This window comes from Providencia sp. Marseille-Q8014 (assembly GCF_965112055.1).
The window spans coordinates 3,018,461-3,044,484 of record NZ_CBCOPT010000001.1; the positions used below are offsets into that span (position 1 = coordinate 3,018,461).

Genomic DNA, 26,024 nt, shown 5'->3' on the forward strand with positions numbered 1-26,024 from the left:
GATACCGTAATAAGCACTACTCTTTGGCCATTGCGCTTGCAACAACCCACACTATAAATTAGTAATCAGCTTGCCGCGGAGAGAGTACCTCACGGTTACCATTATGGCCCGGCTCACTCACAATACCTTGTGTTTCCATCTGTTCGACAATTCGCGCTGCGCGGTTATAACCGATACGGAACTGACGCTGAACACCAGAAATTGAAACACGTTGTTTATCGACAACAAACTCAACGGCTTGGTCAAATAATGGATCGAGCTCCTCTTCCGCACTATCGTAGCCGCCTCCCTCATTTTCATCGCTGCATTTAGTGATGCTATCGATATATTGAGGACGCCCACGTGCTTTCCAGTCATTCACCACCGCATGCACTTCTTGGTCACGAACAAACGCACCATGAACGCGAACAGGAATCGATGAGTTAGGAGGTAAATACAACATATCCCCCATTCCCAGCAAGGACTCTGCACCGCCCTGATCAAGAATGGTTCGTGAATCAATTTTACTCGAAACAGTAAATGCAATTCGAGTTGGAATATTGGCTTTAATCAAACCAGTAATAATATCCACCGATGGGCGTTGTGTCGCCAAGACTAGATGAATACCTGCCGCACGTGCTTTTTGTGCAAGGCGAGCAATCAGCTCTTCAACTTTTTTACCGGCAGTCATCATTAGGTCGGCAAATTCATCAACCATCACGACAATATACGGCTCTTTTTTCAGCATGGGATGTTCCATTTCCATGCTATCGCTCGGTTTCCAATGAGGATCTGGAATGGGTCTTCCCATCTCCTCAGCGGCTTTAATTTTATCATTGTAGCCTGCTAAATTGCGCACCCCGAGCGCCGACATTAATTTATAACGGCGTTCCATTTCGTTGACACACCAACGTAATGCATTTGCAGCATCTTTCATGTCGGTAACAACTTCCGTCAATAAATGAGGAATGCCTTCATAAATAGACAATTCCAACATTTTCGGGTCGATCATGATAAAGCGTACATCTTCGGGCTTAGATTTATATAGGATACTGAGGATCATGGCGTTGACCCCTACAGATTTACCTGAGCCCGTTGTTCCCGCGACCAATAGATGAGGCATTTTTGCCAGATCTGCGATAACAGGATCCCCTTCAATATCTTTCCCTAACACCATGGTTAATGGTGATGAACTATGCCTAAATTGTTCGCAATCTAACACTTCTCTTAGATAAACGGTTTGCCGTTTCTCATTAGGTAGCTCAAGGCCTACGTAAGGTTTACCAGGGATAACTTCAACCACCCTGACTGCCGTTGTTGAAAGTGAGCGAGCAAGGTCTCGTGATAATGTCGAAATACGTGCGGCTTTTACCCCTGGCGCTAAATCCAGTTCAAATCGGGTAATAACAGGCCCCGGTGAAAAACCAACAACATCAGCTTTAACACGATAATCATTTAAACGCGCTTCAATCAATCTCGCCGTCTGCTCTAATGTAAACATATCCACAGGCTCTTCTTGAGCTGGAGGCGTGGTTAACAAGTCCAAAGAAGGCATTGGCGTTGTTGGTTTAGGCAACGGCTGATCATTACGCACCAAGAATGGGTGAAATAGACTATCTTGTTGCGGCTGTTGCAGCTGTTGCAGCTGTTGCGGCTGTTGCGGCTGTTGCGGCTGTTGCGGCTGTTGCGGCTGTTGCGGCTGTTGCGGCTGTTGCGGCTGTTGCGGCTGTTGCGGCTGTTGCGGCTGTTGCGGCTGTTGCGGCTGTTGCGGCACAACAGTATCAGTCCGGTAAGCAGCGCTGTCCAGCATTGGCGACACATTTTTTACTGTATTGTCGACTGGAGGTGTATTTGAGTTACTCGCCGTTGTTGTCGCGCTAAATGATGGCATAAACAGTGGATCCGCCGGTTCTTCATTAACCAGATCATTAACTGGAGAGAAACTATCCAGCACTGAAATATGTTCACTTAGGTCAAAATTCGGCTCAACGCTATCATTGGCTCTATCATGCTCTGACGGTTGAGTCGATAGGCCATTATCAGGCGTTGTCAATTGATGAGCCTGAGGCTCTACTTGCGTTGATGAGGTAGGCCAACGGTGCTCGATGTCCGGTTGAGTATAACGCGTAGCAACTGGCTCAATTTTTTCGCTCCTCGGTTCCGATGGCGTGATATCGAGAGGGATTGATGCATCATCGTCATGGCCACTATCTTCATCAACGCCATAACGTTCACGTTGCTGCTGCAAAAATTGCTCACGTAGCCTATTTTCTTGTTCGTTATCGTCATCTTGCTGCTGATTCTCTTCAGAAGAAGACCATTGCTGATAAACTTGCTCGCGTTGTAATGCTTCTTCCTTGCGACGCTGAAGCTCAGCATCACGCTGTGAAGGAATTCGAATACCATACAGCTCTCTACGCGTTGGCAGGCGCACAGGATTTGGACGAGGTAATTCAGGCTCTAAGTTTTGTTTTACCTGTGCGTGGCGCTCCAGTGCCGCAACAGAAATTCCTGCTGCTGCTAATGCCGCAGGGTCGGCAACCCTATCAGACATCGATTGCCCATTTGCCTGAGATACGGCATCGCTTACCGGTGAAATAGGCATTGTTGGCTCAGGTGTATTTTGTGCACCCGACAGCCCCGAAAATGAAGAAAGTGTGTTCTGTTCAATCGGTGCTTGCTTTTGTTGTTCAGCTTGTTGCTGACTTAATGATGGCGATGCTGTTTGAGGTTGTGCATGATTTAAGGATTGCCAATCAACAGGTTGTTCACGACTTGGATTCATTGAGTGAGTCGAAACATCATTGAGACTATTTTCAGGTTGCTGTACCGCGTGGCTTGACGCTTGCGGATTTTCATTCGTTTTAAATTGAAAATCTCTATCGTACACAACTGGTTGATAATCGTCAGGCACTTCAAAGTGATATGCCTCTTGCTGTTCGGTGGCTGAAAATGAGGGTAAATTTTCATCCTCTGCTGCTAGGGATGAGGCCACCGGGGTATCCGTGTGTTCAGTCTGCATTGCCACGGGTTGTGTTGTCGCTTGTGGTTCACCCACGTCAACCGCGGCTAATTCACTAATTGTGGGTGAAGAAAATAATACATCGTCGCTATCCGCATCGAAATTTTCGATGGCCTGACGTTCAGCTTCTTGTGCCCGTTGCAAAGCATCTTCTGCTTCTTCCACGTCATAGTCTACAGTATCATCACCACGTGCACGGTTAGTCATCAGTGTAAGAGGGATTAGCACCGCAGCACCAATTTTTTCCGCTATCGTCAACCAAGACCAGCCTGTAAATAGCGTAAAGCTGATTGCCCATAGAAAAAGCAAGGCAAGTGTGGCACCTAATGCGTTGAACCATGGCATGATAGCGTTACTGAACACACTACCTATCACGCCACCAGAAGAGAAATTGGGCAAATCATCGAAATTAAGTGCAGCGAGGCCACAGGATGATAAGATCAGTGCTAACCCACCAATCAAACGTAATGAGAGTGAGAAAAAGTCGATGTAACGACGCTGGCTTTCATAGCGATAGATGCTCCAGCAACCAAGCAACAATAACGGCGGGATGGCAAATGCAAGGATCCCAAAAGCAGAAAAGAGAATATCCGCACTCCATGAGCCAACACTTCCCCCCAAGTTTTTAACTGGTGCATTCCATGTGGTCTGTGACCAGCTCGGGTCTGAAGGGTTGAAACTCAACAATGCGACCATTAAGAATATGGCACTCAAACAAATGGCCAGCAAAATGACTTCGAGTAGTCGTCTGCCGCTACTGAGTTTTTTAAATCGAATGTGTTTGTCTTCTGTATATTCTTGGCTCATTACTGTTTCTTTACTGACTGATGATGTCACCCATGTCGAAACGAATTCATCGGAATTCGCTATGATGATAAGCACATTGTGAAAGCCATTCTAACACCAATCACCGTCTTGTGCGTGACTTGTTGCCACTATGGCAAACTAAACAACTATAGGCACTGCAAGATGCAGTATTTCATCTTACAGTTGATGATTCAATTTCTATTTGATGTTAAAAATCTTAATTATTTATAGCTTTAATATCAATAGATTGAAACTAGAACTTGCGGTTATCTAGGGTATTTTCAGAAAAAATCATATCAACAACGCACGGCGTGACTGAAAGTGGATGGAAAATTACTTAAAAAGAGAGAAAATCCAACACCAAAAACGGAACAACGCTGAGTAAACTCAGCGTTGAAACAGCAGTGCGGCAACAATCTGTTATGTTGCCCAGAAATGAGACTATCGAAGATAGTTAGCGCGTTTTAATAACCAGACGGTTACTTTGCTTCACTTCTTCCATAACTACATATGTACGCGTATCGTTAACACCTGGTAGACGCAGCAGAGTCTCACCGAGTAGCTTACGATAAGCGGACATATCAGGCACACGCGTTTTCAACAAATAATCGAAGTCACCAGAAACTAAATGACATTCTTGGATCTCTTCGAGTTTTTGCACCGCGGTATTAAATTGCTCAAACACATCTGGTGCACCACGGTTTAAGGTGATTTCAACGAAAACCAGTAGTGATGCGTCTAAATAGTGAGGGTTCAGTAGTGCTGTATAGCCAGAAATAAACCCTTGTCTCTCCAAACGACGAACACGCTCCAAACATGGCGTTGGTGACAACCCCACACGCTTAGACAATTCTACGTTTGAAATACGCCCGTCTTTCTGTAGTTCGTTTAGAATATTCCTATCAATACGGTCGAGGTCTTTTCCAGGACGCTTTTTATTGTCAATCATCTCTTTATCTCTCTTTCTCTAATTGTTATTTCCCACACCTATAAAACAGCACCATCCTCGCTCATACTTTATTTATTAGGTATTCGTGTTCAGGAGCAAATTTTATGCGCAATGCTGAGATCGACGTGAACGGAAACCCTGTTCACAATGATTACCTGTTTGTTAAGTTATAAGTGTTGTAAAGTTAACTTTCCGTCTAGAACAAAAATGCACCGTTTACATTGGTTCACTAGATAATTAACTCTTACATAGATGTTTTCGCAAATGCACAGCCGATTGTCAAAGCAAATGAATAAAAATCAGTACAAGATTTCGCTTTTTTTTCTATTCAAACGTTTCGCTAGCCGGATTCAAGAATATTCCTAAAAATCCGCTTCCCCGATGTTACAATACTTGCCATAGCAAATTTTTACTTTAATCACTATTATCTATCGCAAAAATAGCCCAGTTACAATTTACTTAGTATTTAAATCACTTTTTTTAGCTAGCCAATTCTCCTACAATCCCATTATTGCTATTTTTAATTAAAAATGAGGTATTCATGAGCACAGCCATACATCGCAAGTTAATCATTTTGGGTTCTGGCCCTGCCGGATACACAGCTGCCGTCTACGCTGCTCGTGCCAATTTAAGTCCCGCACTGATTACTGGGGTGGAAAAAGGTGGTCAGTTAACCACAACAACCGAAGTTGAAAACTGGCCGGGTGACCCTGAAGGCCTAACAGGTCCAGGTTTGATGGATCGTATGTATGAACACGCGACCAAATTCCAAACAGAAATTATTTCTGATCACATTAATAAAGTTGACCTCAAGCAGCGCCCTTTCCACCTCTTTGGTGATGAAAAAGAATATACTTGTGACGCTTTGATTATTGCGACAGGTGCATCTGCACGCTATATCGGCCTGCCTTCTGAAGAAGCCTTTAAAGGCCGTGGCGTATCCGCTTGTGCAACCTGCGATGGTTTCTTCTATCGTAACCAAAAAGTTGCCGTTGTTGGTGGTGGTAATACTGCTGTTGAAGAAGCACTTTATCTGTCCAATATAGCCTCAGAAGTTCACTTAATTCACCGCCGTGATAGCTTCCGCGCTGAAAAAATCCTAGTTGACCGTTTAATGGACAAAGTGAACAACGGTAATATTATCCTGCATACTGACCGTACACTGGATGAAGTTCTCGGCGATGATATGGGAGTAACAGGCGTTCGCTTACGTAATACAAAGAGCGATGAAACTGAAGAACTGGACGTAATGGGCGCATTTATTGCCATCGGCCACAGCCCAAATACGGGTATTTTTGATGGCCAGCTAGATTTAGAAAATGGCTACATTAAAGTGCAGTCCGGTACTCACGGGAATGCAACACAAACCTCTGTTCCTGGCGTCTTTGCGGCGGGTGATGTTATGGATCATATTTATCGCCAAGCAATTACATCAGCGGGTACTGGCTGTATGGCCGCACTTGATGCAGAACGTTATTTAGATGGTTTAGCGGATAAAAAATAATATTAGCCGAGTATCAACACCATTAGGCACCTTAAACTGGTGCCTTTTTTATTTCTATCTCTCATTCAAATTCATCGAAACATCCGTTTTTTTCAGAACAAGTTCAATAGGTATTTGATGCCTCCAATCTATAATGAACTCATCGCCAATATACGCTTCTACTAAAGGGAACCTCATGGGTCAGCAAACACTGAAAGAATCAGTTAGTCGTTACGCCTATCTTTTTGTTGCCCTACTTGCCATTGTGCAAGCAACGATTATTCTTTACTCAACGAATTATTCAGTACAGCAAGAGATTGGCTTAAGTGAACAATATTTTTATTTGTCATTATTACTCGCGATTTTTGTTCCTTCTGCCACCAGTTACTTATTTACCCAAGTTAAAGCAGGCGTTTTCTATCTTAATATTTTGATCATCATTTTATTAACGATTTGGATCAGTTTATGGCAGGCTAGGCACTCAGCATCAAGCAGCGATGCCCACTTCTTTCTCGCATTTTTGACATTAACCATCCTGTTTTTCGTCTTACTGCCTTGGATGCAAATGCGTCAATTTTCTGGTACATGGCAGATCAATTATGCCTGTTTGATTAGTTTCTATATCAAAAATACGCTATTAGGCATACTGGCCTCAGTGATTGGCGGATTACTGACCGCACTCATTTTACTGGCCAGTTTCTTATTTCAAACTGTTAACTTATTTTTTTTGCACGATATATTGAGCCATGAATTTACCTTATGGTTAAGCTTTACATTAGGCTTTAACATAGGGCTGATTTTTTTACGCTCCAACTTTGAGCTTCAATTAAGTCATTTCGTAAGTTATATCGCCCGCTTTTTCTTGATCGTTTTACATGTTATTGCCATTGTATTCGTGATTGGCCTTCTCTTTTCATCTTTTACGGAACTGAAATATTCAGATTTTGGTTCTATCACGCTATTGTGGTTTTTACTCCTCAATATTATTTTAATTAATCTAACTTATGGCGATGGTAGTTATCAATATCAGCTCCCTTCATGGCTAACCCCGTTTATGTTATTGAGCATTCTTTTGCTGAATGTTTTCTCCTTCCTATCACTCTACGGTATTTTTATTCGTGTCAATCAATACAGTTGGAGTGTTGAGCGTTTATATGCCTCTACAATCGCACTCTTTTTCACTGCTGTTGTTTTAGCGTATAGCGTTGTGGTGATCCTCAAAAGGCAACGTTGGGTACTAACATTAGTCACCATTAACAAAGTGGCACTCTTAGGCTTAATTGCCACTATTTTGCTCATTAATAGCCCTATTATTGATTTCCAGCGGATAACGTTAAATAGCCTATTAGCCGGTGTTGAAAAGGGGAAAATTGAAGTTAACCCAATGCTTGCCCGTGATTTAGGTCAATTAGGTCCCGACGGTAAACAAGCCTTAGCACAATTAAAATTGAATCCAGACTATAAAAAACAGCTTGAAATGGTGATGCCTTATGACGAATCCAGGAGATCACTCAAAGATGTGTTAGTAATAGCGAAAAACAGTGCAGATTTGCCTGATAGTTGGTGGAATATCAGTGATAAATCATATGAATGGTACTGTACTGCAAGTGTTGAGCCTAATAACTGTCTTGGTTTTATGGCCGATGTTAACCAAGATGGGCGTGATGACGTTGTGATGTGTTATGCATATAAAGAAAGCAATTATTTTGATTGTCTTATTTGGCAGCAAAAAGAAGAAAATTGGCTCGTTGTGGATACACAAACACACCAGTATGATTCGTCAGAATCGCTAAATACGGCTTGGAATAAACTGTTAAATGGGCAATTTGGCTTAGCACCTAAAGAATGGCGTCAAATTGTGCCAAAATAATCAAGTTAACACTGGAGGTAATAGCAATACTGATAAGTAAAGCTATTACCTACTATTATATTTATTCCCAATTAAATATGATGGAATTGCTTAGGCTCCCCTTAGCTTCATATATCAATGGCACGATTAGAGGATACCGATAAATTATTTATTCATTCTCTTGATTTTAATTTCAAATAACCGTCGATTATTCTTTACCTTTATAAAACATATCAATAACAATTATCTGGGCTGTTTTAATAACACACTTTTATTATGCAACATATCGCAAAGAAGCTGTTATGATAGATAAAAAATTCCGTTATGCTGTAACCTATCACTTATTTTAGCTAGCGGCACACTCTCAATATAAAACTATACCTGCACACTGATCATTATGGATAAAACAAGACAGACTGAATTGGTACGTTGGTTAAAACAGCATAGTACATCGGCAAAACGCTGGTTACGCATTTCTATGCTATTAGGCGTTGTTAGTGGCCTGCTCATTATCGCTCAAGCATGGTTCTTAGCGGTGATACTGCAAGCACTGATTATGGATCATATCCCTCGGGAACAATTGGTTACCCCCTTTGTACTGCTCCTTATCGTATTTGTATTACGTGCGCTCGTAACCTTAATTCGAGAACGTGTTGGCTTTCGTTGTGGGCAAGTCGTACGCCAAGAAGTTCGCGCTATGGTCTTGAATAAGTTGCAACAATTAGGTCCTGTGTGGGTAAAAGGTAAACCCGCGGGGAGTTGGGCAACGATTGTTCTCGAACAAATCGAGGATATGCAAGAATACTATTCACGCTACCTACCGCAAATGTATCTGGCAAGTATCATTCCAATGATGATCCTGATTGCCATCTTTCCATTTAACTGGGCAGCGGGTTTGATACTTTTTGCGACAGCGCCATTGATTCCCATTTTTATGGCGCTGGTCGGCCTTGGTGCGGCAGATGCCAACCGTCGTAACTTTATTGCGCTAGGTCGCCTCAGTGGCAGCTTTTTGGATCGGTTACGCGGGTTAGATACTTTGCGGTTATTTTTCCGTGAAAAAGCAGAGGTTCAACAAATTCGGGAATCAACCGAAGATTTCCGTTCACGAACCATGGAAGTACTCAGAATGGCGTTCCTCTCCTCGGGGGTTTTAGAGTTCTTTGCTTCTATTTCAATTGCTATCGTTGCCGTCTATTTCGGTTTTTCTTATCTCGGCGAGCTAAATTTTGGTAGCTATGGCTTACCTGTTACCATGTTTGCGGGTTTTCTTGCCTTAATCCTGTCCCCTGAGTTCTTCCAACCGCTACGCGATCTGGGCACCTATTATCATGCGAAAGCACAAGCAGTAGGTGCGGCCGAAAGCCTCGTGACCTTGTTAGAAAGCGATGGCGAACAGGTAACCGAAACAGGCAATAAAACACCGCTCGACCAACCTATTCGCATCCAAGCCGAAGGATTAGAAATTTTTTCTCATGACGGCCAACGTCTTGTCGGCCCTCTCGATTTTATTATTGAACCACAACAACGCGTTGCCATTGTTGGGCAAAGTGGCGCGGGGAAAAGCTCTTTACTTAATCTATTGTTAGGGTTTTTGCCTTATCAAGGTTCAATTAAAATTAACGGTGATGAACTGAACGAGCTTTGCCATGAAAAATGGCGAGTATTCATTGGCTGGGTTGGGCAAAATCCGCATTTACCTGAGCAAACACTCGTCGAGAATATCTGTTTAGGTAAACCGAACGCTTCAGCAGCTGAGATACAACAAGCAATGGATGACGCTTATGTCTCAGAGTTTCTTCCTATGCTACCTGATGGCTTAAATACCCGTCTTGGAGACTATGCGGCACGGTTATCGGTTGGGCAAGCACAACGTGTTGCGGTTGCGCGTACACTGTTAAAACCATCCCGTATTTTATTGCTTGATGAGCCTGCCGCCAGCCTTGATGCACACAGCGAACAACGCGTTATGCATACTTTAAACCAGCTAGCGCAAAAGCAAACGACAATTATGGTCACCCATTTGCTGGAAGAAACCGTTAATTATGACCAAATTTGGGTGATGGCAAATGGCCAAATCATTCAGCGTGGCAATTATGCAGTACTGAGTCAATCCGCTGGGCCATTTGCCCGTTTATTGACCCATCGTAATGAGGAGCTTTGATAATGCGAGTTCTATTACCTTTTCTGGCACTCTATCGCCGTCATTGGTTTCTGATCCTACTCGGCATGATCTTAGCCATCGTGACTTTACTTGCCAGCATCGGGCTCCTCACCTTATCTGGATGGTTCTTAGCAGGCGCGGCTATTGCCGGCTTCCCCGGTATTTACTACTTCAACTATATGCTGCCTGCTGCGGGAGTGCGAGGCGCCGCAATTTTCCGGACCGCAGGACGTTATGCTGAACGATTAGTCAGCCATGACGCGACATTCCGAGTATTGGCACATTTACGTGTTTTCGCCTTCAGCAAAATATTACCCCTGTCACCAGGCGGAATTAGTCGCTTCCGTCAAGGGGAGGTGCTTAACCGCTTGGTTGCTGACGTGGAAACCTTAGATCATCTGTATTTACGTGTGCTATCACCTATTTTTGCCGCTTTTGTGGTGATCTTCGTCCTGATTTTTGGTTTGAGCTTCCTTGATCCTCGCTTAGCGTGGACACTTGGTTGTATCATGCTCTTGTTACTGTTTACATTGCCATTCGTATTTTACCGAGCAGGCAAGCCTATCGGTCAAGAACTGACGCATTTACGCGCGCATTATCGCACAGTGCTCACATCGGCCTTGCAAGGGCAAGCTGAATTGACCTTATTCGGTGCCCTTCCCCGTTTTCGTAAGACATTGTCTGATATTGAAAGTCAGTGGCAAGTACGTCAACAACAGCAAGCTAGCCTAACGGGGTTATCCCAAGGGATTATCCTGTTTGCTTCCGGCTTTACTGCAACACTCTTGTTGTGGATGGCAGCAGATCATGTCGGAGGGAACACAAACCCTGGTGCGTTGATCGCTCTATTTGTGTTCTGTGCATTAGCCGCCTTTGAAGCCTTAGGGCCTGTGGCCGTTGCATTTCAACATATGGGCCAAGTGATCGCTTCAGCGGAGCGAGTATCTCAATTAATCGATGCCAAACCTGAAGTCACCTTTCCACAAAAAGGTTTATCGCTACCTCAATTGGAAAGCCTTGTCGTCGATAATATTTCTTTTACTTATCCTGAGCAGCCTTTCCCTGTTTTAAGACAAGTGTCACTTTCACTAAAACAAGGCCAACATATTGCTTTATTGGGTAAAACAGGTTGCGGCAAATCAACATTATTACAGCTATTAACCCGAGCTTGGGATGTTGATAGTGGTATGATCTACATTAATGGGCAGGATATCCGTGACTATAGTGAGCAAGCTCTACGCGCGATTATGTCTGTCGTTCCACAAAGGGTGCATATCTTTAGTGATACGCTACGTAATAATTTACTTCTTGCGAATGATAAAGCGACCGATAAGCAACTTAATGAAGTTCTACAACAAGTCGGCCTCGGCAATTTGCTTGAGAATGAACAAAAACTTAATGCATGGATGGGTGAAGGCGGTCGACAATTATCAGGTGGGGAGCAACGTCGTTTAGGTATCGCTCGCGCGCTTCTACATGACACGCCATTAATTTTAATGGATGAACCCACTGAAGGACTTGATGCACAAACGGAACAACAAATCCTTTCGTTGTTGAAAGAGAAATGTGCCGAGAAAACACTGATTGTCATCACGCACCGTATGCAAGGCATAGAACAAATGGATGCCATTTGCGTGATGGATAACGGTGAAATTATTGAGCAAGGTTCGCATCAAGCATTATTAGCGTCAAAAGGACGTTACTTCCAGTTTCGTCAACGCCATTTGCAACAACAGGTTCTGTGAGGCACATCATGTACCAACTCGATGATGACTCCTATTTATTCCCGCCAGTGCATGAAGCCATGCGGGAACCTAATGGCCTGTTAGCAATAGGCGGCGATTTAGCACCTGAACGGCTTAAGGCTGCTTATTATGATGGTATCTTTCCTTGGTTTAATCCCGGTGAAATGCCATTGTGGTGGTCGCCTGACCCCCGAGCTGTTTTAATGGTGGGTGAATTGCATATTAGCCGTTCAATGAAAAAATTATTGAGAAAGCAAAAATATCGCATCACCATCAACCATGCCTTCAACGAGGTTATTGAGGCGTGTGCTATCCGTGAAGAGGGAACATGGATTGTGCCTGAAGTTTGCGTTGGGTATCAGGCTCTACATCAACAAGGGGTCGCACATTCTGTCGAAGCTTGGTATGGTGAAGAGCTGGTTGGCGGCCTATATGGCGTGAACCTAGGGCACCTATTTTGTGGCGAATCTATGTTCAGTAGAATGAATGATGCATCCAAAGTTGCTTTTATTACATTCTATTTTCATTTTTTGCGCTATAATGGGCAGCTTTTTGATTGTCAGGTACTTAACCACCATACCGCCTCATTAGGCGCAAAAGAAATATCCCGTCGGGATTTTTTACATATTCTTTATCGGTGGCGTAACAAAGCGATTGATCCCGCCTGCTGGTTACCGCAATCGATTGAAATACAGTCATTATTCGAATAGCGAATTCTGGCTTTAAGCTATTTTATGCCCACACTGCTCAAGAAAAATCGCTTTAAAATGCGACATTTCTTTACTTAGTGAGGGTTTTTGGGCATTATCTTGCCCGTTAAAAATCATGGTTATTAGACTTAGAGGATTAGATGGCCAAAGAAGACAATATTGAAATGCAGGGCACAGTACTCGATACCCTGCCAAACACAATGTTTCGTGTTGAACTGGAAAATGGTCACGTAGTGACTGCCCACATTTCTGGAAAAATGCGTAAAAACTATATCCGCATCCTGACAGGCGACAAGGTAACTGTAGAGTTAACTCCGTACGACCTGAGCAAAGGCCGTATCATTTTCCGTAGCCGCTGATTCTATCTCTTCAGGCAAGGCCTGATACAGCCACAGGTGGTGTGCTATTGCACAACACACCTGTGGTCTATTTGTCAGAATACCGCATCCTCCGGAGAGGCCTTGTGCACGCTACTGAAGCTATATGTCAGTGTGTTGCTTTTTTCATCAAGCCCGATACTCACCGAGCCACCATTAGTTAGCGAACCGAATAACAACTCATTTGCTAATGGTTTTTTCAGGTTATCCTGAATAACACGTGCCATGGGTCGGGCTCCCATTGCCTTATCATAGCCTTTCTCACATAACCAGCGGCGAGCCGCTTGGCTAACCTCAATAGACACCCCTTTCTCATCCAATTGTGCTTGAAGCTCGACAATAAATTTATCCACCACCTGAGTGATAATCTCAACCGACAATGAGTTGAACCAAATAATGCCATCAAGGCGGTTACGGAACTCAGGCGAAAAGACTTTCTTAATTTCAGATAAGGCGTCAGTACTATTATCTTGCTCAGCAAATCCAATAGAACGGCGTTGTGTTTCTTGAACCCCCGCGTTAGTCGTCATCACAATAATAACATTACGAAAATCCGCTTTGCGCCCATTATTATCAGTCAGAGTACCGTGATCCATGACTTGCAACAGGATATTGAACACATCTGGATGTGCTTTTTCAATTTCATCCAGTAGCACTACTGAATGAGGATGTTTAATCACTGCATCCGTTAATAAGCCACCTTGGTCAAACCCAACATACCCTGGGGGAGCCCCGATCAAACGGCTCACAGTATGTCGCTCCATGTATTCGGACATGTCAAAACGCAATAATTTAATATCAAGCGCTTTAGCTAACTGCACGGTAACTTCTGTTTTACCAACACCTGTTGGACCTGCAAACAAGAAAGAACCAACCGGTTTATGCTCTTGGCCTAAACCAGCACGACTCATTTTTATCGCTTCAGTTAACGCTGCAATCGCATCATCTTGCCCAAACACCAACATTTTTAAACGGGCATCCAAGGTTTTCAAACGCTCTTTATCACTTGAAGAAACGGTTTTTTCTGGAATACGCGCAATACGTGCAACCACAGATTCAATTTCAGGCACCCCGATTGTTTTCTTGCGCTTGCTGGGTGCGACTAAACGAGTCCTAGCCCCTGCTTCATCGATCACATCAATCGCTTTATCAGGTAAATGTCTATCCGTAATATATTTAACGGATAAATCAACTGCCGCCTGAATCGCTTTCGCGGTATAGCGAACATCATGGTGAGATTCGTATTTTGGTTTTAACCCATTAATAATACGAACGGTTTCTTCTGCTGTAGGCTCTACAATATCGATTTTCTGAAAGCGGCGTGCAAGTGCTCTATCTTTTTCAAATACATTGCTGAATTCTTGATAGGTTGTTGAACCAATCACGCGAATGCGGCCACCTGACAGTAATGGCTTGATTAAGTTTGCGGCATCCACTTGTCCACCAGACGCTGCGCCAGCACCAATGATAGTATGAATTTCATCAATAAAAAGAATGCTTTTACTGTCTTTTTCCAACATTTTCAACAGTGATTTAAAGCGTTTTTCAAAGTCACCACGGTATTTAGTCCCCGCCAACAAAGCGCCAATATCGAGTGAGTAGATAGTGCAGCCTTTCATCACTTCAGGTACATCATTTTGCTCGATACGCCATGCAAGCCCTTCCGCTATCGCGGTTTTCCCCACGCCTGATTCACCGACCAACAATGGGTTATTTTTACGACGGCGGCACAGAACTTGAATGGTTCTTTCTAGCTCGGCCTGACGCCCCACCAGAGGGTCAATATTGCCTTGTTTCGCCAATTGATTGAGGTTCGTCGTAAAGTTATCCATGTGATCATCGGAAACAGGCTGCTCTTCATTGCTAACTTGGCTATTAGCGGCATCTTGCTCAGATTGCGCTGGGTTTTCGCCTTTAATGGTGCCATGAGAAATGAAGTTAACAACATCTAAACGGCTTACGTCATGTTTACGCAATAAATAAGCGGCTTGTGATTCTTGTTCACTGAAGATTGCCACAAGAACATTGGCACCACTCACTTCATGACGCCCAGATGATTGAACGTGGAAAACAGCGCGTTGTAGAACACGCTGAAAACTTAAAGTGGGTTGCGTATCACGATTATCATTTTCAGGTAACAGTGGTGTCGTTTGCGCAATAAAGTGCTCAAGCTCTTGCCTCAAGACAACGAGGTCAACTTTACAGGCATCCAATGCTTCACGCGCTGACGTGTTACTTAATAATGCCAGCAACAGGTGCTCCACTGTCATAAATTCGTGTCGATTATCTTTCGCTTTTGCAAATGCGACGTTCAGACTAAGCTCCAGTTCTTGATTGAGCATAAGCACCTCCCAAAATTGATATTAGCTAGTTCACACTTTTTCTATTGTGCACAACAAAGGGTACTCATGTTCGCGCGCATAGCTGTTAACTTGTGCCGCTTTTGTTTCAGCAACCTCTGCCGTAAAAATACCGCAAACCCCTTTTCCCTGAAAATGAACATCTAACATTATCTGTGTAGCGCGTTCTTCATCAAAAGAAAAGTATTTTTGTAACACTTCAACAACAAAATCCATTGGAGTGTAGTCATCATTATTTAATATAACCTTATACATTGAAGGTGGCTGTAAGACTTGTTCCACTTCATCCTTAATAATGACATCTGTTTTAAATGTACCAAGAAAATCGCTCATTACTTGTCGTGCTCGGAGTTAAGATTCAATTAAGCATAACCTTTATTATCAATGATTTCTATTAATCAAGATAACAATTAAATGTCGTGAGAATCATTTGTTTTATCAATCATTGATTCACTCTAATAACAGTGTAACACGCTATTCAAAGTAACTCATATGACCAATAGTTTGTGACCAACTTCAAAGTTTATAAAGGAAGGAGCGTTAGCCATATCAAATTTTTATCACTTTGCCAAAAATCCGCAAACTGATCGCTTGACGTCCGAAGGCAATTCACTACAGTATGATTTGCAGACAGTCAATATGGGTAATTATACTTAGTCGATGCATAGTGATTATGCATTTATGTCAAACACAACTTGTAAATACGAAGGACGATGTATGGAGACAGGTACAGTTAAATGGTTCAATAACGCCAAAGGCTTTGGTTTCATCTGCCCAGAAAATGGGGGAGAAGATATTTTCGCTCATTACTCCTGCATACAGATGGATGGTTACAGGACATTAAAGGCTGGCCAGAAAGTCAATTTTAGTATTAATACTGGCCCAAAAGGAAACCATGCCAATCTCATCATTCCGATTGAAAATGGTACATTGAATAATACAAGTGCGGAGGCAACGCCTCAAGAATAATTCAGCCTAATAGAGCACAGTTAATTACTTCATGCATTCAGTAATGATGACATGACAATTTTTGGTAGTTAACTGTGTCTATTTCTAAACAATATGCAGAGATCAGCGCGGGCGGCTGTGTGTTTGCAAAAATGATAGGTCACCGTAAAGTGATTTAAGTAAAGCAAACTGCTCTTCATCATAGAATTGGCAATGCCCGCTACTAAATTCTTTAGCAACTTCAATCATAAACTTCACCGCGGCAGCAATGTCCACTTCATGGCTGGCACCTGTGGAACACCCCGGGACAATCGTTTGTGTGCAAATAGCAACCCCCACCACAGGCGCTGTGGTTGATACCGATGGTTGCATAATACTATTGATGTGGTGTAAGCCATTACCGTAAGGTGTAATATCTTGCACTGCGAGTGGGAAGGTCACCGCATGTTGCCCGCTGCTCCATTCCATTAATCGCAATAAGTCTTCAGCAACCGGTAGGATATAACCTTCTTTAACTGTCGGCGACAATGCATACCCTTTGTGGTTCAGTAAGCGATTTCCCTTGGTTGTATCTACCGATAATATGGCATCAGCTTCAGGAATGGCTTCATGTTGATTCATCGTCTCATCATTAAGAGGGGAATCCATAAAATCAACGGGGCTATGAGGACGGGTCGGTGCTGTTGGGCAGATATGTGTTGTTATAATCACATCACCCTTCAAAATATCACCGCTTTCACGCATATTGGCGAGTTTTAGCGCCGCCGCAATCGCCGCGATCGCACCATCGGCATCAGAGACAACGCCAATACGCGATGGCCTCGCGCCAATTCCGCCCAAACGACCTATAATGCCAAGTGTCGGTGTGTTTTTACCTTGTAATTTCCCCTGACTTCCTGGAATGACTATACGAACAAAATCACTTTGCCCTTTTTCGTCTTGCACTGTTTTTGAGGATACCTCAACGCCAGTGAAATGCTTAAATAAGGCAACAATATCATCCCCACTAACAACGGCACTATCGATTAACTCGTAAGCGCACAGGGTCTGTTTTAAACTCATATTTTACCCTTGGTATTTTTACAACTTCAGGTCAATTCTGTTGTTATTTCGCAAATTATTGAGAATAACAACAGATAATTGACCCTATTTCCTGGTGAAGGCGTATTCACGCACTATAAAATTTAATTGTTATGTTTATGGTTTAATACTACGTTTTAACCAATAAGAATCGCCTACCATGCTGCCAATATAGGATGCTTTATGACATATTTGTGTGGCTAGCTGGTCTAATAATTCAGGCGTAATCTGTGATGCAGGTAAACTCAAGCACAATGCATAGAGGGTACCTTGCGCTGGGTCATAAACAGTACTCGATACAGAAGCCACTCCTGGAACCGATTCATTAATCGAATATGCCCAACCCCGTTCTTCAATCATATTCAGTTCTTGACGTAACTGATCTTGTTTCTCTTGTGGTTCTTGGCAAATAATCACCTCGCGCTCGCTTAACGAGTTACGAGACAGCAAGGCTTTTCCTGTCGAAGTCCCCGCTATCGGTAACTTAGTTCCCGGTCGAGTGATGACTTGCAACATACTATTACCAATTCGGGCATGCACGACCCGAACCTTATCTTTATCTCTTAAAGAGACATAAGTGGTATAACCCGTTTCTTTCGTCAGCTCATCCAGCGATTCAAGCACCATATCAATAACAGGGTTCATCCCTCTAGCATGATGAGCTAATTCCATAATGATCAAACCCGGACGATAAATAGGCGCATCATTTTTCTTTTCGAGTAAGCCATACTCCGCCATCTGTTTTAATAAACGCGATGCAGAGCTTTTTGGCATTCCCAATTCATTAACTAACGTTGTCACTGTAAGCTCATCGCCTGAGCGAAGAAACAAACGGTATACATCGACAACACTTGAGAGAATACTCATAACTCACCTGTAAACGGAGAATTTTGCACCAATGCCTGATAGCTTTGTGGTTTTCGATCTCTTAAATAAGGAATATTCAGGCGAGTATGTGCCTGAACAAGAAAGTTTACTTCTCCCATGAGCAATGCCTCGCTATCACAGCGAGCCTCATTAAGAAGTTGTCCTCTAGGACCTAAAATTTTACTTCCACCAAACAAATGTAAATCACCTTCATGACCCCAACGATTCACTGCTAGCAAGTGAGTCCCATTTTCAAGAGCACGACAAGCGGTATTAATATCCCACATGTCTCTGTCTTGGATGCACCATGCAGAAGGTGCGATCAATAATTCTGCACCATTTAAAGTCAGAATTCGTGCCACCTCGGGGAAGCCCATGTCATAACAAATCATGATGCCTATTTTGCCGATTGGCGTCTCAAAGACGGGATAGTCACTGCCACAGCTGAACCACTGTTTTTCGATGCCAAATGCATGAACTTTGCGAAAAACACCGCTGATATCTTCACACCCAGGGTTCCAGACACCGACAGAGTTATATACCTCGCCTAAATAATGACCTCTTTCGGCAAAACCACTCACAATAGTGAGATCCAAACGGGTAGCCAGTGAACTGAATAATTGATAGGTTTCACTGCCTGTACTATCGCTAAGATCCCATAATCGCGTAGAGAGCAAATCGCCTCGATAACCTGTTGTTGCCAATTCAGGGAAGCAGATCAGCTTAGCGCCTTGTTCAGCGGCTTGATGACAAAAATCCGTCATACGCTGTAAATTTTGGGTCTTATCACCAAGCGTAGAATTAAATTGTGCAAGCGCAACTTTAACGATGTGATTACTCATCGCTCTCATCCTTAATCTGAGTGACTTACTTTACGGAATTGAACCGTATCAACACCTCTAATGCGAGCTTGCCAACGCATTCCAATCCAATATAGAAGAGCACTTGCAAGCAGTGAATTCAGTGCAGGTACACCAAAGTCGGCATTAAAAGGACCTAATTCAGAACTTAGCCAACCGACGATCACAGCAATGATCCAAACAATTAGCGTAATAGGGTTAAACGCCTCACAAGTCAGTGGGAGTTCCCCTTTCGCTCTTGTTGTCTCTAATTCTTTACGATCACGTTTTAATAAGTAGTAATCAATGACCATGATGCCAGCAACAGGCGGAATCGCTATTCCTAAATAAATCAGAAAACCAATAAAGTTATCTAAAATACCTAGCATTGAAGCAATAGTGCCAAAAATACCAATGACCCATGTGAGATAACGACGATCAAAACGTTTATTAAAAATAGCGTTCAATAAAGTCGAAAAACCTAAAGATGATGAATATAGGTTAATATCGTTCATTTTGATGGTTGAGAAGATAACAATTGATGCGCCAACTAGCCCAGTTAGTGTCATCATCAAATCGAATACCTGAGACGTATGTAATGCCAGCGCCATCAATACGGCGATCATATTAACTAACAACTCACCAAAAAAAGTCCCGATAAGAGTCATCCAAAAAACCTCTTTTGGGCTTTTCATGAAACGACTAATATCGGGCGTTGTGACAGCGGAAATAATAAACCCACCAGCAACCATAGTAATGGCCGCGGGTAAAGTCATAAGAGGCCCTGCTGGTTCAGCACTACTGATGAGGACACTAATATCCTGCCCTGAAAGCAGATTATAAGTTGCCCAGACTAACGCGAGTAAAAATAGCGGCGTTGAAATATTGGCGGTAATAGATAAAAAGCGATACCCATATACCGTAATAATCGTCACCGCAATACCTGTAATAAGCGACCAAGTCCCTGGTGTTAGCACATTCGTCGCTTTATACATACCATCCGCAAAGAAACCGTTTTGTACGCCGAACCACCCCATCAGTGAAATCGCAATAGCGCCACCAATCAGAGCAGATCCTAACTTACCAAACCCAGACCACCGTGACAGTAGACTGATTGACATTCCTTCGCGGCACGCAGCTGCACCTAATGCCCAGCTAACGACTTGTAAAATAACTGAACCTAGCATGGTGGCCCAAAACGCTTGCCAAAAAGTCAGTCCATAACCGAGAGCGGCCCCTAACATCACCTGTGAAACACAGGCCAGTGAACCAATACGGATTATTAGGACTTCATAAAATGGCCGACGGGCACTGAGAGGTACCCTAGCCAGAGAATAATCTTCACCCATTTTATTCGCCATTTTAGTATTCCTGCTGTGAGAATCTTTGCTGTTAAATTTTTTTTGGCTTATTATCCGGTTCCATTTTATGGAACTGGGTTTCATTTATTCCACGAGATGAATGATATCCGCCTTCGCTACCAAATCGCAAGTAAAATTTATCTTTTAAGATATATTTTTAGGTGTCGAAATATTACTAAAGACGGAAAACAAAACCTTTAGAAGGGAAATTAATATAAAAATAAGGATGTTGAAGCACCTCTTTAATGATTAGAGGTGCTTCACAAATTTGAAAAAAGAGGGAAGTTATTCTCTGGCTAACGCATCAATAGGGTTTAATCTAGCGGCACTTCTTGCAGGTAAGAACCCAAAAATAATACCGATCGCAGTCGAACACACAAATGCACTAATCAACGCGATTGGCTGAAAAACAAACTCCCAGCCAGGTAATGCCATTTGAGCAAGTAGGCTGATACCATAAGAAAGGGCTATGCCCATTCCTCCCCCCATCAAACAGACGAGCACTGCCTCAATTAAAAATTGTTGCATCACATCACTCGTTCGTGCTCCTACAGCCATACGAATACCAATTTCTCGTGTGCGCTCTGTTACAGACACCAACATGATATTCATTACCCCAATCCCGCCAACAACCAGTGAAATAACAGCCACTAAGGTGAGAAATAGCTGCATCGTACGCGTGGTTTTTTCGGCGGTTTTCACTAGCGTGTCGATATTATAGGTAAAAATATCTTTTTTACCGTGTCGCAGTGTTAACAAACGAGTGATTTGTTGCTCTGCTACTTTGGCATCAATGCCCTCTTTAACCCTAACAACAATACTATCCAAATAAGGTCGGTTTACGATTTTGCTATTGACGGTGGTATCAGGCAACCAAATCGATAATGAATTATCTGAACCAAAAATTGATTTTTGTTCCGCTAATACCCCAATCACCGTTGCTGGCATATTACCAATCAAAATAGTTTCACCAACCACTTGTTTCTGATTAGGGAAAAAACGTCGTTTCGTATTAGCATCAATCACGACCACTTGAGCTCTACGTCTCACCATATCTTCAGTAAAGTTCATCCCCTCAGAAAATTTTTCGGCATAAACTTGAAAATAATCACGCCCAACGCCTAATAATCGTGCTGAAGCATCTAAATTGCCTCGGCGTAATCGAGTTGATTGAGATAACTCACCAGATACCGCTTGAACATAGGGCTGCTTTGCAATGGCATCAACATCGGCTGGTTTTAACGATTGCCGGTCTTGTGCATTATCGCTACCAAAATCCTCGCCTGGATACACTGAGATGGTATTCGTACCAATTGATTTAATATCATTAAGTACCATTCCCTGTGCAGCATCCCCTATCACCATGATGGAGACGACTGACGCAATACCAATAATAATGCCCAGCATCGTCAATAAGGTACGCATTTTATTCACGACCATGGCACGCCATGCCATTAACAGTGCTTCACTGAATCGGCCGTACATTTGTGACAAGGACATTTTTCTCGGGGCGGATTTTTTTAATCGCGGTGGTGCTGACGTTGTCACTGTTCCGGAATCACGAATGATTTCACCGTCTTTAATTTCAATGATGCGTTCAGCCTGCTGGGCCACTTTTGGATCATGAGTAACAATGATTACGGTGTGACCTTGTGCGCGCAGGTCTTTGAGGATTTTCATGACCTCTTCACCTGAATGGCTATCAAGAGCACCTGTAGGTTCGTCAGCAAGGATCACTTGACCGCCATTCATTAATGCTCGTGCAATACTGACTCGCTGTTGTTGCCCACCAGACAGCTGATTAGGCCGATATTCTGCGCGTTCTTTAAGCCCTAATTTGGCCAGTAATTCAATCGCTCTTTGACGTCGCTGTGTTTTGCCCACCCCCGCATAAACGGCTGGAACCTCAACATTTTGCTCCGCCGTTAAATGGCTTAACAAATGATAACGTTGAAAAATAAAACCAAAGTGCTCTCGACGCAATTCCGCTAACTGATTATTATCAAGCTGTGAAATTGTTTGTTGAGCAACGAAATACTCGCCTGAACTCGGCTTATCCAAACATCCAATGATATTCATTAATGTTGATTTACCTGAGCCTGAAGCGCCAATAATGGCAACCATCTCCCCTGCTTCAATCTTTAGTGAGACGTCTTTCAGTACGGTAATTTCGGTTTCACCAGCGGGATAACGTCGAGTTATCCCTTTCAGTTCTAATAAGGCCGACATATTAATCCACCGTGCTGCGACTAGTGATAACCTGTTCGCCTTCTTTTAAGCCATCAATGACTTCAACATAAATATCATTGCGGCTACCAATTTTTATCTGGCGCTTCTCGGCATTTTCACCATTAAGGATCTCAACGTCATACACCTGCGGTGAAACTTCTGTGCCTAATGCCGACAAAGGTAAAAGCAGGACATCTTTATGTGATTCGAGATCAATTTGCACCTGTGCCGTCATTTGCAATTTCAGTAAATGCTGAGGATTAGGCACCTCAAAACGCGCGTAGTAAAAGATTGCATCATTAATTTTTTCAGGCGTCGGTAAAATATCTTTCAATACCCCTGAAAAGCGTTTATCGGGAGCACCTAATACGGTAAATGAGGCAGCTTGACCAGGCTTAAGATAAATCACATCAGCTTCTGATACTTCAGTCTTTACTAGCATGGTATCGAGATCAGCTAACGTTAAAATGGTAGGAGCCTCTTGCGCCGCTATCACCGTTTGACCTTGTAATGTTTTAATAAAGGTCACAATGCCATCCATTGGCGCGGTAATCTGCGTGTATTTAAGATTCGTTTTAGCGGTATCTAAAGTGGCTTGATTACGCTTAATCTGTGATTGATACGTTGCTACCTGTGCCTTTTTCACTTCAACATCTGTTTGCGCTTTATCTAAATCTTGTTTAGAAACCGCTTGAAGTTTGGATAGACTCAATTGGCGTTGGTAAGTCACCTCTGCTAAACGTAATTCCGCTTTTGCTAAGGCTAAATTAGATTCTAACTCATGAATCGTTTCTTGAGATTCGGTAACATCGTTTTGTGCTTTTTGGGGATCGATAACAGCAAGTAAATCGCCTTTTTTGACGTTATCGCCCTCTTTCACATACAAGGTTTGTAGTTGCCCGCTAACCTGCGCACCAACATCAACTTTTCTGACCGCGTCCAGTTTCCCTGTTGCTTGAACTTGCTTATTTAAATCACCTCGCGTCACAGAAATTGTTTGAAAGACTTCTTTTTGTTCTCCCCCAAAAAATAACAATGCGATAACCATCAAAATCAAAATTACTGATAAAGAAATCAGCCACTTTTTTTTACGTGAATTTGCTCTCATTCAATCCATACCTATAACAATAAAGAGAGGGCTACGCCCCCTCAAAAATTCACTCTCTTCAAAACCTGCTTATGATGTTACTTAGTAAGCTTTCCCCCTCGCTAGCCACGCGACTCGTGAAAACATGCTTTTGAGTTGTGATGGTATTGAGTCGGGCCCTAATTCTGCCGCGCGGTTAACAATGGCTATCGCAAGATCAGGTTTTGAGGCTTTTGAAATCGCTTTAATAATCACTCGTCGCGTTGACACTTTTGCGTTATCAGGGATCCCCGATATTTCGTGGTAAAGATGCCCAAAGCCTTCACGATACAAGAAATGCTCCATATCGGGTGCGGGTAACCGTGTTAATCGATCGCGCTCTGTATCATGCATTTTTTCAGCAAAACTAATCGCCGTTGCCGCATATTTTTTGCCTGCTTCGTCACCATCAACCAATGTATGCCATTCTATACCCATTCCATTGGCAAACTTTAACAAAGGCTTAAGACCACTTTGTGCAAATTCAATCACCTTGATCCCTTCGGTTTCAAAGTAATAATTACATTGTCTAGCTAACTCATTCATCAACCAAATTTCAGTTTCTCCTTCCACCAGTAACCAACAGCGAGCAAACATTGCAGAAGGCCGGTTAAAACGGATATGAAAGGAGATTTTACGAATTTCTTCTGCGGATAACTCATTCTCTCGTAAACGATAAGCAGAGACTTTGCCGGAATCCCGTACTAAACGGCAAATATTTTCAATGGGAACCTGTGATAAAAGCTCCCCTGAGTTTGTTGTCGTAAGACGTTGTAGCGAAAAAAGATTTAACAGCCCCCAAGCAATCGACAACATAATCGGGTGTAATCGTGTCTCAGGGTCTTCGACAATGACGAGAGGCCGAGCATACTTATCCAGTTGCAGATTGCCTTTTGATTGTAGCAGAGAAGAAAACATTCCTAATATAATCAACCGGATATTACGTTGATTGGGTTTAGCAATAATGCGGCTGATATTATCTAAGGCCTGCCAACCTCGTTTGCGGGGCTCAATTTTAATCGTTTCATTCTTTTCTTGAAACATGAATGCGCTTTGCCCAGCAAAATAATGGCTGAGTAATTGCTGCATTGCATCAACGCCTTCAACTAACTCTTCATCGCTCAGCCTTTGTGGGTTATTGATCAAGGCTCGCGTCAGTTCTTCCATACGTACATTAAAAATATCACGAACTTCTTTTTCACCTGACACAATGGTCTCGGTGTTTAATGAGGGGAGAAAACGGGCGTCACGTAAACGGATAACAGGGTATAAACGAATAATTTCTTTAATATACTTACCGACATTATCCAAAGATAACTTGTTTCCTCCCGCATTAAGGAAACTACGATCAACACTAATGCTTCCATCGTCATTTAATACTGCACTAACACGATAAAAAATATGTTTTAAATCATCACCATTATCGACCCAAACAGAACTAAGATGACGAAAACGAAATGAACGATGGCGTCCGGGCCGATTTTCACAAAATTTAAGCACTATCTGTAATGAACGAAACCGCGAAGTGTCATCGCCCGTTGGATGATAAAAGTCGTGCTTATTAAACTGATAATGTTCCTGTTCTGGTGAAAGTAAGAGAGTCAATGCATCTAAAAGACTCGACTTTCCCCACGAGTTTTCACCTACTAAAACCGTATTTTTATTCAAAGCTAATGAGAGCCGGTTAATCCCTCTAAAACCGTATATTTCCACACGTTCCAGATACATACACCCTCTCCTTGCTATTCACTATTTTTAGAGTTTACCTTATTAACCGATAGACTGACTATAAGAGTGCTCAAAAATTAAATATATTTACATCAATATATACTCTAAATAATTCGACACGTAGTAAAACAGTAGATAAATGGATTGGAAAAGCATGTAGAGCCAAATCGCTAACAAAAATGCAGGTAGTCAACCATTCAATACACTTGTAGTATACCGAGTATAGCGAACCATATTGAGCATCTATTTTTAGTGTTATAAAATAGTTAAACTTTATTTTTTAGTCTTTTTATCCTATTTTTTATCGATAGCTAGAGAAAAAGACGTTGCTGTAATAGTTGTTGTAATAAAAGTATTTGGCCTGCTGTTATAAAAACAGGATACAGGCAAAATCATTTTAA

General features: G+C 42.6%; 17 protein-coding genes and 2 pseudogenes. 7 read left to right on the top strand and 12 right to left on the bottom strand.

The window, feature by feature from the left end; translation table 11 throughout:
- Window positions 1-58: 58 nt before the first annotated feature.
- From ACWPW6_RS13325 to lrp, 3 genes and pseudogenes are all read right to left on the bottom strand, one after another.
- Window positions 59-2,938, bottom strand: a pseudogene (locus ACWPW6_RS13325) (DNA translocase FtsK); the annotation flags it as partial.
- Between the two features lie 357 nt (window positions 2,939-3,295).
- Window positions 3,296-3,808: pseudogene (locus ACWPW6_RS13330) on the bottom strand (DNA translocase FtsK 4TM domain-containing protein); the annotation flags it as partial.
- 454 nt (window positions 3,809-4,262) lie between these two features.
- Complete coding sequence (gene lrp / locus ACWPW6_RS13335) at window positions 4,263-4,757, bottom strand: leucine-responsive transcriptional regulator Lrp (RefSeq protein WP_004918089.1); 495 nt, start codon at window positions 4,755-4,757, stop codon at window positions 4,263-4,265.
- Window positions 4,758-5,298: 541 nt separating this feature from the next.
- On the opposite strand from lrp, the gene trxB reads away from it, so the two are divergent.
- The 6 genes from trxB (at window position 5,299) to infA (ending at window position 13,067) form a co-directional block, all read left to right on the top strand.
- Window positions 5,299-6,261, top strand: coding sequence for a thioredoxin-disulfide reductase (gene trxB, locus ACWPW6_RS13340; protein WP_154623163.1), 963 nt, complete (start codon window positions 5,299-5,301; stop codon window positions 6,259-6,261).
- A 175-nt stretch (window positions 6,262-6,436) separates the two neighbouring features.
- On the top strand, window positions 6,437-8,110 hold the full coding sequence (locus ACWPW6_RS13345) for a DUF7057 domain-containing protein (protein ID WP_249999142.1): 1,674 nt from the start codon (window positions 6,437-6,439) through the stop codon (window positions 8,108-8,110).
- A gap of 376 nt (window positions 8,111-8,486) precedes the next feature.
- Entirely contained in the window at window positions 8,487-10,253 is a 1,767-nt protein-coding gene (gene cydD, locus ACWPW6_RS13350) for a heme ABC transporter permease/ATP-binding protein CydD (protein ID WP_249999144.1), read from the top strand.
- Between the two features lie 2 nt (window positions 10,254-10,255).
- The gene (cydC, locus tag ACWPW6_RS13355; protein ID WP_196714110.1) at window positions 10,256-11,998 is read left to right on the top strand and encodes a heme ABC transporter ATP-binding protein/permease CydC; all 1,743 of its coding nucleotides are present in this window, start codon (window positions 10,256-10,258) and stop codon (window positions 11,996-11,998) included.
- 8 nt (window positions 11,999-12,006) lie between these two features.
- A complete protein-coding gene (gene aat, locus ACWPW6_RS13360) occupies window positions 12,007-12,708 on the top strand; it encodes a leucyl/phenylalanyl-tRNA--protein transferase (RefSeq protein ID WP_154623170.1) in 702 nt (233 codons plus the stop codon).
- 140 nt (window positions 12,709-12,848) lie between these two features.
- Entirely contained in the window at window positions 12,849-13,067 is a 219-nt protein-coding gene (gene infA, locus ACWPW6_RS13365; protein ID WP_004244560.1) for a translation initiation factor IF-1, read from the top strand.
- A 74-nt stretch (window positions 13,068-13,141) separates the two neighbouring features.
- Here infA and clpA read toward each other — a convergent pair whose 3' ends face one another.
- Both clpA and clpS read right to left on the bottom strand, forming a co-directional pair.
- Complete coding sequence (gene clpA, locus ACWPW6_RS13370) at window positions 13,142-15,427, bottom strand: ATP-dependent Clp protease ATP-binding subunit ClpA (RefSeq protein ID WP_154623172.1); 2,286 nt, start codon at window positions 15,425-15,427, stop codon at window positions 13,142-13,144.
- A 30-nt stretch (window positions 15,428-15,457) separates the two neighbouring features.
- Entirely contained in the window at window positions 15,458-15,778 is a 321-nt protein-coding gene (gene clpS, locus ACWPW6_RS13375; protein WP_154623173.1) for an ATP-dependent Clp protease adapter ClpS, read from the bottom strand.
- 384 nt (window positions 15,779-16,162) lie between these two features.
- Here clpS and cspD point away from each other — a divergent pair, with 384 nt between their 5' ends.
- A complete protein-coding gene (gene cspD / locus ACWPW6_RS13380) occupies window positions 16,163-16,414 on the top strand; it encodes a cold shock-like protein CspD (protein ID WP_154623175.1) in 252 nt (83 codons plus the stop codon).
- Window positions 16,415-16,516: 102 nt separating this feature from the next.
- Here cspD and ACWPW6_RS13385 read toward each other — a convergent pair whose 3' ends face one another.
- The 7 genes from ACWPW6_RS13385 to ACWPW6_RS13415 form a co-directional block, all read right to left on the bottom strand.
- A complete protein-coding gene (locus ACWPW6_RS13385; RefSeq protein ID WP_154623177.1) occupies window positions 16,517-17,455 on the bottom strand; it encodes a DUF1177 domain-containing protein in 939 nt (312 codons plus the stop codon).
- Window positions 17,456-17,590: 135 nt separating this feature from the next.
- Window positions 17,591-18,340: an IclR family transcriptional regulator gene (locus tag ACWPW6_RS13390; RefSeq protein ID WP_154623178.1), complete on the bottom strand. Its 750-nt coding sequence runs from the start codon at window positions 18,338-18,340 to the stop codon at window positions 17,591-17,593.
- Window positions 18,337-19,182: a nitrilase-related carbon-nitrogen hydrolase gene (locus tag ACWPW6_RS13395; protein WP_196714112.1), complete on the bottom strand. Its 846-nt coding sequence runs from the start codon at window positions 19,180-19,182 to the stop codon at window positions 18,337-18,339. Before ACWPW6_RS13395 ends, ACWPW6_RS13390 begins: the two co-directional genes overlap by 4 nt.
- 11 nt (window positions 19,183-19,193) lie before the next feature.
- The gene (locus ACWPW6_RS13400; protein WP_154623182.1) at window positions 19,194-20,540 is read right to left on the bottom strand and encodes a purine-cytosine permease family protein; all 1,347 of its coding nucleotides are present in this window, start codon (window positions 20,538-20,540) and stop codon (window positions 19,194-19,196) included.
- A gap of 285 nt (window positions 20,541-20,825) precedes the next feature.
- Window positions 20,826-22,769, bottom strand: a complete 1,944-nt coding sequence (gene macB / locus ACWPW6_RS13405) for a macrolide ABC transporter ATP-binding protein/permease MacB (RefSeq protein ID WP_154621786.1) — start codon at window positions 22,767-22,769, stop codon at window positions 20,826-20,828.
- A gap of 1 nt (window position 22,770) precedes the next feature.
- Complete coding sequence (gene macA, locus ACWPW6_RS13410; RefSeq protein WP_249999147.1) at window positions 22,771-23,877, bottom strand: macrolide transporter subunit MacA; 1,107 nt, start codon at window positions 23,875-23,877, stop codon at window positions 22,771-22,773.
- Between the two features lie 81 nt (window positions 23,878-23,958).
- On the bottom strand, window positions 23,959-25,623 hold the full coding sequence (locus tag ACWPW6_RS13415; protein WP_249999149.1) for an ATP-dependent nuclease: 1,665 nt from the start codon (window positions 25,621-25,623) through the stop codon (window positions 23,959-23,961).
- Window positions 25,624-26,024: the final 401 nt, after the last annotated feature.

Coding starts and splice junctions, on each gene's coding strand:
- lrp (WP_004918089.1), bottom strand. CDS start 4,757: ATGATTGACAATAAAAAGCGTCCTGGAAAAGACCTCGACCGTATTGAT.
- trxB (WP_154623163.1), top strand. CDS start 5,299: ATGAGCACAGCCATACATCGCAAGTTAATCATTTTGGGTTCTGGCCCT.
- ACWPW6_RS13345 (WP_249999142.1), top strand. CDS start 6,437: ATGGGTCAGCAAACACTGAAAGAATCAGTTAGTCGTTACGCCTATCTT.
- cydD (WP_249999144.1), top strand. CDS start 8,487: ATGGATAAAACAAGACAGACTGAATTGGTACGTTGGTTAAAACAGCAT.
- cydC (WP_196714110.1), top strand. CDS start 10,256: ATGCGAGTTCTATTACCTTTTCTGGCACTCTATCGCCGTCATTGGTTT.
- aat (WP_154623170.1), top strand. CDS start 12,007: ATGTACCAACTCGATGATGACTCCTATTTATTCCCGCCAGTGCATGAA.
- infA (WP_004244560.1), top strand. CDS start 12,849: ATGGCCAAAGAAGACAATATTGAAATGCAGGGCACAGTACTCGATACC.
- clpA (WP_154623172.1), bottom strand. CDS start 15,427: ATGCTCAATCAAGAACTGGAGCTTAGTCTGAACGTCGCATTTGCAAAA.
- clpS (WP_154623173.1), bottom strand. CDS start 15,778: ATGAGCGATTTTCTTGGTACATTTAAAACAGATGTCATTATTAAGGAT.
- cspD (WP_154623175.1), top strand. CDS start 16,163: ATGGAGACAGGTACAGTTAAATGGTTCAATAACGCCAAAGGCTTTGGT.
- ACWPW6_RS13385 (WP_154623177.1), bottom strand. CDS start 17,455: ATGAGTTTAAAACAGACCCTGTGCGCTTACGAGTTAATCGATAGTGCC.
- ACWPW6_RS13390 (WP_154623178.1), bottom strand. CDS start 18,340: ATGAGTATTCTCTCAAGTGTTGTCGATGTATACCGTTTGTTTCTTCGC.
- ACWPW6_RS13395 (WP_196714112.1), bottom strand. CDS start 19,182: ATGAGTAATCACATCGTTAAAGTTGCGCTTGCACAATTTAATTCTACG.
- ACWPW6_RS13400 (WP_154623182.1), bottom strand. CDS start 20,540: ATGGCGAATAAAATGGGTGAAGATTATTCTCTGGCTAGGGTACCTCTC.
- macB (WP_154621786.1), bottom strand. CDS start 22,769: ATGTCGGCCTTATTAGAACTGAAAGGGATAACTCGACGTTATCCCGCT.
- macA (WP_249999147.1), bottom strand. CDS start 23,877: ATGAGAGCAAATTCACGTAAAAAAAAGTGGCTGATTTCTTTATCAGTA.
- ACWPW6_RS13415 (WP_249999149.1), bottom strand. CDS start 25,623: ATGTATCTGGAACGTGTGGAAATATACGGTTTTAGAGGGATTAACCGG.